Raw genomic sequence first — 16020 nt, 5'->3', positions numbered from 1 at the left:
TCATAAAATCTAGAGAATTGGAGATTGCACATCCATGGATAAGCTACTTCACAAGTGACTTCTAAACCGACGGTATTTCACAATGTGTCAGCTAGTACAAAGAACAAAGTTCTATATAGATGCAAATCATTTTATTAATATCACACTTCTTCTTCAACATAATCCAAAGCATCAGTCTGTGAGTTTGTGCTTTCTGACAAAATTAAATTCGCTAATTCTTTAACAGTAGGGTTTTCAAAAACATCATGCACAGTTAAATTACAGCTCATTTGTTTGTTAATTGATGTAAGAGCACTCATCAATTTTAATGAGTTCCCCCCAATATCAAAGAAATTTTCAAATGTGCCGATAGGATTAACACCTAAGAGTTCCTCCCAAACCAAAACAATTGTTTCTTCTACAAAGTTCTTCGGTGCTACATATTCAACCGCAGATAATGCGCTTTTCTCAGGTTCGGGCAATGCTTTTCTATCCACTTTATCGTTTGAGGTCAGCGGCAGCTTGTCCAACTGGACAAAATAGGCCGGGATCATATATTCAGGCACCCGCTTTTCCAAATGCTTTCTCACTTCCGCTGGAGTTACCTGCTCTTCGCATACTAGATAGCCACACAGGCTCTTTTCAAGATTGGAGTCCTCCCTTGTGATGACCACTGCTTCTTTTACGCCAGGATGCTTTAATAGATGGCTCTCAATTTCTCCCAATTCTATTCGGTATCCACGCAGCTTGACTTGGTGATCCACTCGTCCGATAAACTCTATATTTCCATCCGGAAGCCATCTTGCAAGATCTCCCGTTCGGTACATCCGCCCTCCAGGCTCAAAAGGGTTGGATACAAATTTTTCCCCAGTCAATTCCGGATTGTTTAAATAGCCTCTGGCAACACCATCACCTGAGACACATAATTCCCCGGCTACTCCTACAGGACATAAACGATTATCCTGATTCAAGATGTAAATGTTCGTATTGTTTACAGGTTTTCCAATAGGAAGATTATGGCCCTTGTGCTTCACGAAATAACTTGTCGTAACGCATGTATTTTCTGTCGGCCCATACGCGTTGACCAGCTGATATTCCGTATCGGCCTTGACATTCAGCTGTTCACCGCCGGAAATAAGCATTCTTAAGGAATGGTTATCCTGCTGGATAAACTGTTCGGCCACCTTGTAGGGAAGAGTGGCGACGGTAATGCCCTTTTCATTCATATACCTATTGAGTTTTCCCATATCCAGCCGGATATCCCCACTTAAAACATGTAACTCCGCTCCCGAAATCAGACAAGGGAAAATTTCCGTGATGGATGCATCGAACGAAATTTTCAGGTAGTTCGTAATCCGGTCACCTTTCTGAATCTCATGGAAATTCACATACCAGTGACATAAATTTGCCAGGGATCTGTGCTCGACCAAAACGCCCTTTGGCTGGCCAGTTGAACCTGATGTATAGATAACGTAGGCTAAATCAGACGGGTTATTCTTCACAATAAGGTTCGTCTTAGCAGCCTTGGCAATCCGTTTATCATCCAGCGAAATCATATCGATGTTCAGCAGATCCGAAAAAGAAATTCTTTCTAACAAATGGTCCTGTGTGAGGAGCAGATTGATGTTACTGTCCTCCACAAGATATTTGATCCGCTCTTCAGGATATTCTGGATCAATCGGCAGATAGGCTGCCCCAGATTTTAAGATTCCAACCAAGCCCGCTATCATCTCAGGAGAACGGTCTGCCATAATCCCCACAATCGTTTCCGCCTGAACTCCTTTCTCAAGAAGCATCCGCGCGATTTGGTTCGACCGCTCATTAAGCTCCCGGTATGTGAGCGCTTCCTCCCCGCATACCACTGCCACCCGCTCTGGCGTTCGCTCTGCTTGTTCCATAAACAGCTGCTGGATGGTTTTATCCTTCGGATAATCTGCCTGCGTTTGGTTGAATTCTTTTAAAATCTGATCCTTTTCCTCGATAGAATGCAGCTGAAGATCGCCAATCTTCTGATCCTCATCCTCTGCAGCCTGTTCCATTAAATGGGTTAGATGCATGGCCAGATTATCGATAATCATCTTCGGATATTGATTTTCATCATAGGCAAATTTCAGGACCAGCTGCTCCCCAGGAACAGCGACCACCGTTAATCCGTAGTTCGTTGCTTCATTGCCCTTTAACTCCTCGAACACAAAGCCCAGCTCATCCTCCCCTTGTTCAAGGGCCTGTTCATCCAGGGCATAGTTTTCAAACACCATCACATGGTCAATCAAATCCCGTTTCAGCTCACTGAGCGACTGCACATCAGACAGATTTACGTAGCTGTACGCCTGGCTTTCAATGGCGTCTTCCTGCACACGCTGTAAGACTTCTCTGAAACGCTGGTGGTCACTCGCTTGAATTCTTGTTGGAACCGTATTGATAAAGAGCCCCACCATGTTTTCAATTCCCGGCACTTTGGCATCCCTTCCTGAGACGACGGAACCGAACACGACGTCGTCTGTCTGGTTATACTTGGCCAAAAGCACTCCCCACGCACTCTGCAGTGCCGTATGGAAGGTCACTTGATTCCGGGCTGCCAGATCAGCCAGTTTTCCCGTCAGCTCCCGGGAGAATTCGATGACCTTTTCGCGGTTCCGGGAATCGCCAGATTCCCCGGGCTTTCGAATCGCTGGGATTCCTGCCTTGTCCTTATACCCTTTCAGATAATTCTCCCAGTATTGAAAGGCCTCTTCCTTAGACTGTTCCTCCAGCCATTTGATGTAGGTGCTGTAGGCCTCCGGCTCTTCCAGCTTCCCGGTTCTTCCGAACCGTTCATTTCCATAGAGATGGAAAAGTTCAGCCAGGATGATTCCCCGTCCCCATCCGTCAAATAGGATGTGGTGATTGCTCCAAATCAGTGTATATGTTTCGTCACCAGTCCGGATAAGCTGAAGGCGGATCAAAGGATCCCGGCTTAAGTCAAAACCTTTTTCCCGGTCCTCTTCCAGGAAACGGTCCATGCTTGCTTTCTGCTGCTCCGCGCTTTGCATTCGAATATCCTGGTATCCAAAGCCTATTTTCCTGTTTTTCAGGATTACGTTTCTTGGTTGCACCGTGATTTTATACTCTATTGCACTCCGCAGAAGCTCATGCCGTTCCAGAATGGCATTAAAGCTGTTCTCCATGAGGTGCGGGTCGATGGTTCCAGTGGCTTCAATGATAATTTGTTCAAAATAAGCTCTTGAAGAAGGGTTTTCAAGTGAGTGGAACAACATGCCCTGCTGCATATTTGCCAGAGGGTAAATCTTCTCAATCTCAAATCCCTCATACTTTTTCCGGATGTCCTCCAATTCGGAAATGCTCAGCGCTTTGTCTCCATAATCAGACGGAGTTCTCTCCGGCTCTCCTTTCGCTGCACAATGGCCAATCACCGTATAAAGCGCTTCTTTATATGCTTCCGCGAAATCCTTCACGGTTTGTTCTGCATAGACGTTGGTGTTATACGTCGTATCTATAACCAGCTGGCCGTCCAAAACAACCGCATTTATTTCCATCGCATTTTCCCGCACATGCCTGTTTCCAACCGACTCTCCAGTCGGAAGACTGGAGGAAGAGAATGCCGCATTTTGAAGGTCTTCATCCATTTGTCCCAGATAATTAAATAACAGGGGCGGCTGCTGAGCCTCCTTAAACTCAGACGCTTCGCTCAAATATTTCAAAATACCATAACCGATGCCTTTGTTTGGTATTTTTCTAAGCGTTTCCTTTACCATTTTGATGGTCATCGAGAGGCTCTTTTCCTCACCCAGATCGATCAGGACAGGATATTTGGCCGAAAACCATCCCACTGTCCGGCTGATGTCGACTTCTTCAGCGAAGGGTTCCCTGCCATGGCCCTCAAGGCTCAGCCGGATCCGGTTTTCTGCTGTTTCCCGCCTAGTGGCCATTAAAAGAGCTGTGACCAGAAGGTCATTGATGTCAGTATGATAGGCATGATTGGTTTCACGAAGCAGCTTTCGAGTCGCCTCTTTATTAATAACGGTACTAAAGGTATGACTATCTTCATACCAATAGGCTTCCGCCTCTCCTTTTGTCTCAAGGAATGGCACTGGTTCCTTCAATACGTCCACCCAATACTGTTTTTCTCTTGCGAGCTTTTTGCCTTCGGCATAAGCCTGAAGCTTGGAAGCGTAAGTTTTGTACGATGTTGTTTTCGGATAAAACGACACAGGCTCTCCGTTTTCCAGCTGACTGTACCCGAGCGCCAGATCTTCAAACAGAATTCTCCAGGAAAGACCGTCAACGACCAGATGATGAATAACCAGAAGAAGATGGTCCCCATCTTTGGCCTTAAATACAGCTGCGTTCACAAGCGGGCCCGACTCGATGTCCATTTGAAGCTGAAGCTTGGTCGCAAGTTCTAGAACCGCTTGATTCGGAACCTCCTCTGATGAGACGTCGAAAACAGTAAAGCCAAATTGGCCTGGGCCCACGCCGCGATTATACGGACGGATCTCGCCGTTCTCATTTGGATAAATCATTCTCAAGGCATCATGATGCTTCATGATTTCTTCCAGAACTTCCTTTATACGTTCCGCATGGAATCCTTCTTTCCTGTATAGCATCACTGCGTGATTATAATGGTTAACTTCCTCGGTTCCTCCTGAGAAAAAGGCCTTTTGAATGGGTGTCAGCTGGGCATGTCCAGTTTCAATTTCAAAGGTCTCCTCTTGGCCGTTCACGGTTTTGGCGTATCGGCTAAGCCGCTTGATTTCAGGATGGGCAAACAGCTCTTTCATCTCAAGCGAAATGCCTTCCCTTGATAATCGGGAAATGATCTGAAGGGCTTTGATGGAATCTCCCCCAGAAGCAAAGAAATTATGGGTGATTCCAATCGGGCTTAATCCAAGAATCTCTTCCCATACAGCTGCGAGCTTCTTTTCCACTTCATTCCTCGGGGCTTCATATTCCACTCCCGTATGGCGATCCGGTTCAGGTAAAGCCTTGCGGTCCACCTTCCCGTTTGGAGTAAGAGGAATCCGCTCCAGCTGGACGAAATGAGAAGGAATCATATATTCAGGAATTTCTTCCATCAGGTACGACCGGAGTTCCCCCAGTGTCCATTCCTTCCCGGATCGAATGTAAGCACAGATATATGGGCGCTGATCATTGTCCTTCCGGACAATGACGGCAGCCTCCTGAATTTCAGTGTGCTTGAGGAGCTGGTTCTTAATTTCGTCCGGTTCGATACGGTAGCCTCTAATTTTAACCTGATTGTCCATCCTGCCAGCCAGTTCCAGATTCCCATCCGGAAGCCTCCTGACCAGGTCGCCTGTCCGATACATCGCTTCGTTCGGATCCAGCGGATTTCGAACAAATACGTCATCAGTCAGATCCGGACGGTTCAAATAGGCGTTTGCGACGCCTGCGCCTGAAAGGCACAGCTCGCCATATACCCCTTCCGGGACCGGCTTCATCTGTGAATCCATGACGTAAGCTTTCATATTTGAAATTGGCCTTCCGATGACCGGACACTCTTCAAAATCACTGATTTTCTCAAAGTCGATGACATGATAGACGGCACCGATGGTGGCCTCTGTCGGTCCATAGTGATTCATGACCACCGCTTTCGGGCAGTGGAGATGGAACGTTTTGACATCCTGCGGGCTTATTTTTTCTCCTCCCAGCACCACTAGACGAAGGGTCTCACAGCTGGCGCCCTTTAAAAACACAGGGTCATTGACCAAGACGTTAAACAGGGACGGAGTCAGCTTCAGATAAGAAATGCCGTTTTCATTTAAATACCTAAGGGCTTTGAATGGATTGGCATACACCTCTTTTTTGACCAGATGCAGCTCACAGCCATTCAAAAGAGCCGAATAGAGGGTTGTATAGCCTAAATCAAAGGCATAAGAGGAAACGAGCATAGCTTTATCCTCTTCCCGCAGATCCGCTTCCTGTTTGAACCAGGACATGTAATTGACGACGCTCCGGTGCTGGATAAACACACCTTTTGGTGTGCCAGTCGAACCTGACGTATAGATCAAGTAGGCATTGTGATCTGGCTGGCCAACCGGGAGGTTGGCTGTTTCCCTTCCCTCAAAAAGTGGTGCCTCCAGATCAATGATGTCCCCGCAGAAGCTTAGACCTGATGTTAACTGGCCTTTTACAAGCAGAAGACTGGCACCGCTGTCCTGGAGAATGGCATTTGTCCGCTTGACTGCTTGGTCCGGATCAATTGGAAGATAGGCAGCACCTGCTTTTAAAACAGCCAGGATTCCTATGATCATCTCCAGGGATTCTTCGGCTATCAATCCAATTGTCTTCCCAGGCTTTGCCCCTTTTTCCTGCAGTACTCTTGCCCACTGATTCGCCCGTTCATTCAGCTGAAGATACGTCAGCTTTTGGCCAACAGCGGCTACAGCGACCCGGTTCGGGGTTTTCATGGTCTGTTCCTCAAACAGCTGCGCCAGCGTTTTATCCACTGGAAACTCAGTACTTGTATCGTTCCACCTGTCTAACGCAGCCTGTGCTTCATCTTCAGGAAGCAGCGTCAGTTCGCTGATGAGCTGATCCGGCTGTTGTACGATGCTCTCGAAGAGGTGAATCAGATGCGACGCCATACGTTCGATGGTCTCTTTTTTAAACAGTTTGGTGCCATAATTCAGGACACATGGAATGCGATCTTCCTCTTCACTTGCCGTCAAAGTTAAATCAAACTTTGAAACATGGGCATCCACTGGATGCGGAGTGAAGGCCAACCCCTCCAGTTCAAAGACCTCTTGATCGAAATTCTGAAGCACAAGCATCACATCAAACAAAGCGCTCCGGCTCATATCACGATTGAGATCAAGCTTTTCAACAAGTTCATCGAATGGATAATCCTGGTTTTCAAAAGCACTGAGGGCATTTTCCCTTACCTCCCTCAGATAGGTGCTGAAGGACTTCTTCCCTTCGGGATAGTTTCTCATCGCGAGCGTATTCAGGAATATGCCCATCACATTTTTTAAATCTTCGTGCGGCCTTCCTGCAATAGGAGAACCGACAATAATGTCTTCCTGCCCCGTATATTTGGAAAGCAGTGTGGTATAGCCTGCCAAAAGAAGCATATAGAGAGTGACGCCCTGTTCTTTGGCCATCTTTTTCAGCTTGAGAGACAGATCCCGGCCGAATTCAAAATGCACCAGATCCCCTTCGGTCGATTGAGCGGCCGGTCTTCCGAAATCGGTCGGCATATTCAAAACAGGCACTTCCTCTTTGAATACATTTAACCAGTACTCTTCCTGCTTTTTCATTTCAGCCCTGGCAGCGGCCTGCTTTTGCCATGCGGAGTAATCCTTATACTGGATTTTTAGGGCAGGCAGCTCTTTTCCTTCATACAGCTCGGCCAGCTCGCGTGTGAAAATGCCCATGGATACACCGTCTGAAATAATATGGTGCATATCCAGCACCATAAGGTGCTTGTTTTCTTCGATGTTTAGAACCTCCATGCGCAGGAGAGGCGCTGTTGAAAGGTCAAACGGACGCACAAATTCCTCCTTCAGGAAGGTCTCAGCCCGATGGGCGTCTGACTTGCGGTAGCCGACTTTAAACTCCACCGTTGGTGCGATTTTTTGGACTGGGACTCCATCCTCCATCGAGAACGAAGTTCTGAGAGCTTCGTGCCTTTCGATGAGTGCCATGACAGCCCTTTCCAGCTGGTTTACATTAAGGTCTCCCTGTATTTCCATGGCCAAAGGCATATTGTAGGAAACGCCGCCCTCGATCTGGTTGAGAATAAATAGCCTTCTTTGAGCAGGCGACAGGGCATAGTGCTCCCGCTCCTCCACCTTTTCTATGGACGCAAACACGCTCTTACGGCCGCCGGAGATGAACTCCGAAATGCCTTCAATAGTAGGTGTCTGGAAAAGCTGGCGCAAAGGCACTTCAGCCTTTAGTTCTTTATGGATTCTCGAAACCAAGGCTGTCGCCTTCAGCGAGTGGCCCCCCATTTCAAAGAAATGATCGTGAATCCCCACTTTTCCAATCCCCAGAATATCCTTCCAGATGGAGGCAAGCGTCTCTTCAATGGCATTCCTCGGCGCCTCATAGCCTTGATCTCTCCCACCGTTCACATCAGGCTCCGGAAGACCCTTACGGTCTACCTTTCCGTTGGCGGTAAGAGGCATTTTCTCTAATTGAACAAAAAACGCCGGGATCATGAAATCAGGAAGATCATTGGCCAGCTGGGAGCGAATTTCCTTGACCGACTCCTCCACCTGGCTTTCCATGACGACGTAGGCACAAAGGTACGACTGACGATCTTTGTCCTCCCGGGAGATGACGACGGCTTCTTTCACCTTCGGAAGCTTCAGCAGTCGATTCTCAATCTCCCCGAGTTCTATGCGGTAGCCGCGGATTTTGACCTGATGGTCAATCCGGCCCAGAAATTCGATATTTCCGTCTGGAAGCATGCGTGCCAGATCGCCTGTCCGGTACATTCGTTCCCCTGGCAGAAAAGGGTTCGGAACAAACTTTTCCGCCGTAAGCTCCGGTCTGTTTAAATATCCCCTTGCAAGACCGGCTCCGCTCACACAAAGTTCCCCCGGCACGCCAAATGGAACAATACTGTTATTTGTATCTATAATATAAATTCTGTTATTTGTAATTGGTTTTCCGATAGGAATATTCTTATAATGTTCATTTACTATACAGCTTGTTGTAACAACGGTATTTTCAGTGGGTCCGTAATTATTGATAATTTGATAGGTTTGATGATTAAACTGTTTGAGCTTATCTCCACCCGTAAGCAGCCTTCTTAAAGAATTGTTCTTAAGCTTCATAAACTGTTCACACACTTGTGTAGGTAAGAAGCTAATTGATATATGATGATCATTAAAATATTGATTTAGCTTGCCGATATCTAGCTTTAAGTCATCACTCAGTAAATGGACAGTAGAGCCCGTTATAATATACGGGAAAATCTCCCAGACAAAAGCATCAAAACTCATACTCGCATAAACTGCACTGTTATCATTTTCATTTACTGCATTATATGAATTGTGCCAATAGCATAAGTTCACAAGTGATTGATGTTCTACCATTACTCCCTTAGGATTTCCAGTGGAGCCTGATGTATAAATGACATATACTAAATCCTTGCCTGTGTTCTCAATAAGTAAGTTTTCAGTTTGCTTGTCCAATGATGTGCTTGCTTGAGTATCTATTACTTCGATATCCAGCATATCTTCTAACTCAATTTCATCTATCAGATTAGAATTAGTTAAAAGTAGTTTTGTTTGACTGTCTTTAAGAATATATTTGATGCGCTCTTCTGGATATGCAGGATCAATAGGTAAATAAGCTCCACCTGCTTTCAAGATACCTAACATTCCGACTATTAAATCTAATGAACGTTCGAGCATTAAGCTAACTATCGTATTTGGCTTAATCCCTTTTTCTTTTAATAAAACTGCCATTTGATTTGACTTTTCATTAAGCTCTTGATAGGTGAGTGTTTTACCTTCAAAAACCATTGCAATTTCGTTTGGAGTCCGCTGCACTTGCTCTTCAAACAGGTGATGAATAGGCTCATTTATTGGAAACTCTACCTTATGAAAGTCAATATCTTCAAGCAATGTTTTTTTATCGCCTTCCGAAAAAACATCTATATTATTTAGCTCAATTTCAATATTTTGTGTAATGCTTCTTAAAATATTGATATAAGACTCTGAAATTCTATCTATTGTATCAGCCTTAAATAATCCCGTTCTGTATTCAACATTTAGAATAATGTCTTCTTTAAAGTCTAATACATTAAAAGTTAAATCAAATTTTGCATTATCCAGTTCAAACATAATAGGACTAAGTTTTAAGTTTTCGGATTCATTAGTAAACAATTTAGCATCCTCTAATACGAACATGGTATCGAAGAGAGGATTTCTATTAGAATCTCTCTTGTAATTGATGCTGCGTACCAATTCGTCAAACTGATACTCTGAGTTTTCAAATGCAGCTATCGTATTCTCTTTGACCTGCTCTAAGAAATCTTTAAAACTTTTGAAACTGTCAACACTATTTCTTAAAGCGATAGTATTAACAAAAACACCGAAAACTTCCTGTAAATCTTCATGCATTCTTCCGGAAGAGACTGTTCCGACCACAATATCCGATTCTCCGGTATATTTGTTTAGCAGAATATAATAAGCACTTAACATAAACATGTATAAAGTAGTTCCGGTTTCTTTAGTAATGCGCCTAATTTTTCTTGCCAGATTGTCATCAAGCTGAATAAACATGGAGGCACCTTCAGTAGTGTCTACCATTGATCTGGTATAATCATATGGCAACTCCAATTTAGGGGGGATATTCTTGTATATATCCAGCCAATACTCTTTCTGATTATTTAATTCTTCAGATTCGTTATATACAACTTCCCACTCAACAAAGTCCTTATATTGAATTTTTGGCCAAGATAAGCATTTATTTTGATACAATTCCAGAATCTCATTCATAAGAATCCCCTGAGAAGCTCCGTCTGAAATAATATGATGAAAATTCACAACTAATATATGTTTATTTTTTTCAATCATAATTAATTTAGCTCTCATTAGGGGAGGTTTTCTCAAATCGAAAGGAACAATTGAATCCTTACAATATTGACTAGTTAAATCCTTTATAGATAGGTTTTCTGATAAAGTTGCATTTTCAAATTCCAATTTAAAATGTACACGGTCATGTATTTTTTGAATCAACTCATTATTTCTTAATTCAAACCCCGTTCTCAGGGCCTCATGCCTATCAATAAATTTTATGAAGGCATTTTCAAGTCTAAATAAATCTATTTCACCTTCCAATAGTAATGCCATGGGAATATGATATGCCCCTCTGCCATTTTCCAGCATAGAGAGCATATACATTCTTTTTTGAGCAGGTGATGTCCCGTAAAACTCTTTTAATGGTGCCCTTTCGATTGTATTTCGACGAGTTAAATATGAATTGGCTGCCAAATAGTGGTCTAAGGCTATTACCGAATCATTTTTAAAGATTTCACCAATAGGTAATTCAATATTCATTCTTTTTTTCAATTCTGTTATTATGGCAATAGCCTTTAATGAATCGCCTCCTAAGTCATAAAAATTGGTATCTGCACCTATAAGCTTCATCCCAAATACATCTTTCCAAATGTCCAGCAGTTTTTCTTGAGTTTCATTTTCTGCCTGAATGCTTACAGTAGTAGCAACTTCATTTATAGCTTGATTCGCTAGAAATTCTTCTAATATTTCCTTATCAACTTTACCATTTACTGTTAATGGTATTTTGTCGATTTGAAAGAAATTTGCTGGAATCATATAATCTGGCAGCATGTTTTGCAGAAATAATCTTAGCTCGTTTGAATTAATATTATTATCGGAAATGACAAATGCATAAAGGTTTTTAATACCATGTTCAGTTTTAAAATCCATCACAACCGTCTTTATGACATCCTTATGAGTAATCAGACAGTTTTCAATTTCACCTAATTCAACTCTATAACCTCTGATTTTTACTTGACTGTCTTTTCTTCCCAGGAACTCTATATAACCATCCTCTTTTAAAATCCCATGATCTCCAGTTTTATAGATGTAACCAAACTCATCATGCATAATAAATGATGATTTGGTTTTATCTTCATCATTAATATATCCACTTGCTACTCCTGAACCGCCGATATATAATTCGCCCTCTACCCCCATTGGGCATAATTGCCGTTTCTGGTTCAGAACATATATTTTCTGGTTTGCCAATGGGTTCCCATAAGGTATGCTGTTCCAGCTTTCCTTTACTTCTTCAATCGGATAATAAATTGACCATATAGAACCTTCAGTGGCCCCGCCTAAACTAATTACTTTTGCATTTTCAAACGTTTTTTTAATTTTTCCTGGGAGATCTAAGGAAATCCAGTCTCCGCTAAGCATCACTAATCTCAAATCTTGATTTCTTTCAATAGAACTATAAAGATCCACCGTTAACTCCATAATGGCAGGTACTGAATTCCATACTGTTATTCGCTCTTTTTCTAAGACAAACTTTAGCTGGTTAACATCTCTTTGATCATCTATGATTACAAGAGATGCACCTGCACATAGTGAACCAAAGACATCATAAACAGAAAGATCGAAACACAAAGAGGATATTCCCATTATTCGGTCTTCTTCTGTAACTTTAAATTTTTCGTTTATGTCTATTATGGTATTTGCAGCAGCACCATGAGTTATTTGAACACCTTTAGGCTTGCCTGTACTGCCAGATGTAAAAATAACATAAGCCATATCTGTTTTAGCGATATCAATATCAATTTTCTCAACGGAGTACTGATCAATTTGTTCTTCGTTATAGATACTAGGTGTTATAAAGAAATTACATTTGCTTTTTTGTTTGATATATTCTTTTCTCTCTTGAGGATATTCAGGATCCAGTGGTATATATGCCGCACCAGATTTCAGTACTCCTAGGAGATTTACCACAGTGTTTATACATCTCTCTCCCAAAACACCGATATATTCTCCTTTTTTGACCCCTTTTTGGACCAGGTATCTTGCGACTTGATTAGATTTTTCATCTAGTTCTTTATAGGTTATAGATTCATTATGATGAATCACAGCTACTTTTTCTGGGAATAATTTTGCTCGATTAATAAACATTTCATGTAACGTATAGATGTCGAAATTTTTGTTAGTATCATTGTAGTCTTCAATAACTTTTAGGCTATTTTGGTCTACTTCGATCTCGTTTACCTGGTCCTCAAAAATGACTTGATTCAATATTCCGATATATTGTTCGAACATTGATTCAATTATTTTCGAATCAAATAACTGATCAACATAATCCCAGGTAATATACAAACCCCCGTTTAATTCATAAACCTGATTATCGATGTAGACCTGTGAGGTTCGTGTGCTAAAAAATTTAATACTTTCAAAATCCACTAGCTGATCAAAAGAATCATCGGAGTTTTCACTTAAAACACTAGTAAAAACGACAGGCATAATAGCTTGTTTATTCATTTTATTTTTCTTTCCAATAGCCCTGATAAAGTCTACACCGTCAAAATGTCTGTGTTCGAGAGCTTCCAAGAGAGTATCTTGTACGCTTGCTGCAAATTCCCAAAAAGAATCCACCGAACTGCTGGAATTAATATCTAACAACATCAATGTAGTGAAATCACCGACCATCTTTTTAACATCTTCGTGGAAAGGCAGTCTATTAAAAACTGTTAAATTCACTGCAAAATGATTTTGATTACTCCAATATGCTAGAACATATGCATATGCTGCACACAATACTGAAGTAGGTGTAAGATTTCTATCCCTTGCTTGTTTTTTTAATCTATTCCATTTTTCACCCTCGAGAAATTTGGAAAACTTATTAAACGCAGGGCTTACAATTTGTGAAGGTTTACATTTTAATGGCAATGCAGGTGCGCTTGGGAATTCATCCAACTTGCTCATCCAATACATTTCATCCTTTTTATATAAAGTAGAGCTCTTAAATTTATTGGATGCTAAAACATAATCTCTGAAATTGTAAGATAACTCTGGCAAGGTAAGATCAGGCTCATCGTAGAATTGCTTAAATTCCCTGATTAAAATTTTCAAGCTGCTATCATCACAAATTAGAGGGTCAATATTTAAGCAAAAATACTTATTCTTATTAGGTAAAATAAAAGCTTTTATCTCAAATAACGGCCATTGACTTGGATCAATAATTTTAGTAACCATTCGGTTTCTCACAGACAATATTCTTTCTTCTGCTTGTTCCTCATTAGCTTCTGATAGGTCAACAAATTCAACTGAATATAAAACTTCTTCTTGAAGTATTCTCTGAGTTCCATTCTCTAGAATTATAGTCCTGAGAATGGAATGTCTGTTTATCAGCTTTTGTAAAGCAAGATTGAATCTATCTATATTAATATCCATTTCAAATTCAACCGTTAGGTTTGTTGCCGAGCCCCCAATTTCAAAAGTATCATCTCGGCCTACCAAATATGCCAGCTGAATTCCTGTAAGAGGAAATGGTTTGTATATATTTGCTAAATCAGTTTTTTCGCTAAAGTAATTTTGTTCTATTTGGACACCTTTATTCTCATTTATATACTTACTAATCTCTTTTATCGTGGAAAGTCTAAAAAGTTCCTTTAACGGAAGGTTTACATTCATTTTTTCGTTCATAGTGGATAGGAGTTCCATTGCATTTAATGAATGCCCTCCAAGGAAAGCAAAACTATCATTTATACCGATTTTTTCAATTTTTAAAATGTCCTGCCAAAGTCGAACTAATAATTTCTCCGTTTCTGTTTGAGGTGCTTCGTAATCTACATCTCCTATACTATTGTTAGGTTCAGGCAACGCCTTTTTATCGATTTTCCCATTCGCAGTTAGCGGGAAGTCATCAAGTATAATAAAATAAGAAGGAATCATATATTCAGGAACTTTATCCTTCAAGAAGATTCTTAAGTCCTCAATTGCAACCTCACATTCTGAAGTTATATAAGCAGCCAAATAACTAGGACGTCCCTCTTCTTCTTTAGCTATTATCACTGAATCTTTGACACTTCCATGTTTATTTAGCTGATTTTGTATTTCCCCAAGTTCAATTCGAAACCCGCGAATTTTCACTTGATGGTCTATTCTGCTTACAAACTCAATATTTCCATCAGGTAACCATTTGGCTAAATCGCCCGTTAGATATAACCTTTTACCTTTTTTAAAGGGATTTGCCACAAATTTTTTTAAAGTAAGTTCCTCATTATTCAAATAACCTGCACTTAAACCATCTCCTGAAATGCATAACTCCCCCACTTCACCAATAGGAAGCGGATTTCCTTCTTTATCTATTATATAAACTTCCGTATTTGATAATGGCTTGCCAATTGGAATAGTTTTATCTTCATTATCAATTTCATTTACAAAATAATAAGTGGTAAAAACCGTGCTTTCTGTTGGGCCGTAAACGTGGATAATTTTATCTTTCCCCAAATAGTCTAGAGCTTTTCTCACATGGGAAACCGACACTCTTTCTCCGCCAAATAATATTTTTCGAACATTCTTAAGACAACCAATATCTAAATCGACTAGTACGTTAAAGAGTGCCGTTGTAATAAACATAACACTGATTTTTTCCTGTTTTATTGCAGTTCCAAGTTTTTGTATGTTCACAACAGTATCTTTGTCTACAAGTACCAGTTTTGCTCCATTTAGCAAGGCTCCGAATATATCAAAAATTGAACCATCAAAAGAAAAATTCGAAAGTTGAAGAATGGTATCATTTTCGGTAATTTTAATATAATTGGTGTTTCTCACCACTCGTATGGCATTGTAATGAGAGATAACCACACCCTTAGGAATTCCTGTTGAGCCAGAAGTATAAATGATATATGCTGGGTCATCGGAGCGGTTATTTCTTGTAAGATTTTCTTTATCCTCTTCAGAATAATCTTCATTTAAATTGATCATTTCTATATCTTGTTGAATTAAATTAAGATACTTTCCTTGTGTCAATAAGAGTTTTGCATTTGTATCGTTCAGCATATGATTAATTCTTTTTTGCGGCGACTCAGGGTCTATAGGCAGGTATGCTGCTCCAGACTTCAGAATCCCCATTAGTCCGATGATCATTTCAAATGTTCGGTCAATCATCAAACCAACAATATCTGAACTATTAATCCCTTTACCTCTTAATAAATTTGCAACTTGGTTTGATTGTTCATTAAGCTCCTTGTATGAGATTTGCCGATTCCCATGAACAACAGCTATATGATCAGGGTGCATTCTCGCTTGCTCTTCAAATAATTGACTTATAGTCGCCGTTTTGGGATAATCCGTTTCGGTATTGTTATAACCTTGTATTAAGAATTGTTCGATATCACTTTTGAAGCCGCTTGGGTTTCCAATTGACATATTCATTCTCCTGTTCATAAAATATTCATCTGGCAAATGATCACTTCCATGACACAAATCTCACACAGGAAGAAACTTGAAACATCTATGTTATCGTTGAAAATTTCCAGGTTATGTAGATCAGCGTGAAAAACATGCTAAC

1 protein-coding gene is annotated in these 16020 nt (G+C 41.1%); it reads right to left on the bottom strand.

Going from position 1 to position 16020, the window contains the following annotated elements:
- Nucleotides 1–140 precede the first annotated feature (140 nt).
- Nucleotides 141–15878, bottom strand: a complete 15738-nt coding sequence (locus NYE23_RS06300; protein ID WP_341076309.1) for an amino acid adenylation domain-containing protein — start codon at nucleotides 15876–15878, stop codon at nucleotides 141–143.
- Nucleotides 15879–16020 lie beyond the last annotated feature (142 nt).

The organism is Cytobacillus sp. FSL H8-0458 (assembly GCF_038002165.1).
Taxonomy (GTDB): Bacteria; Bacillota; Bacilli; order Bacillales; family Cytobacillaceae; genus Cytobacillus.
The sequence above is the reverse complement of the archived record's forward strand: the minus strand, read 5'-3'. Positions and strand labels throughout refer to the sequence as shown.

Bases quoted from the DNA above. Each gene is read 5' to 3' on its own strand.
- NYE23_RS06300 (WP_341076309.1), bottom strand. From the start codon at position 15,878: ATGTCAATTGGAAACCCAAGCGGCTTCAAAAGTGATATCGAACAATTC.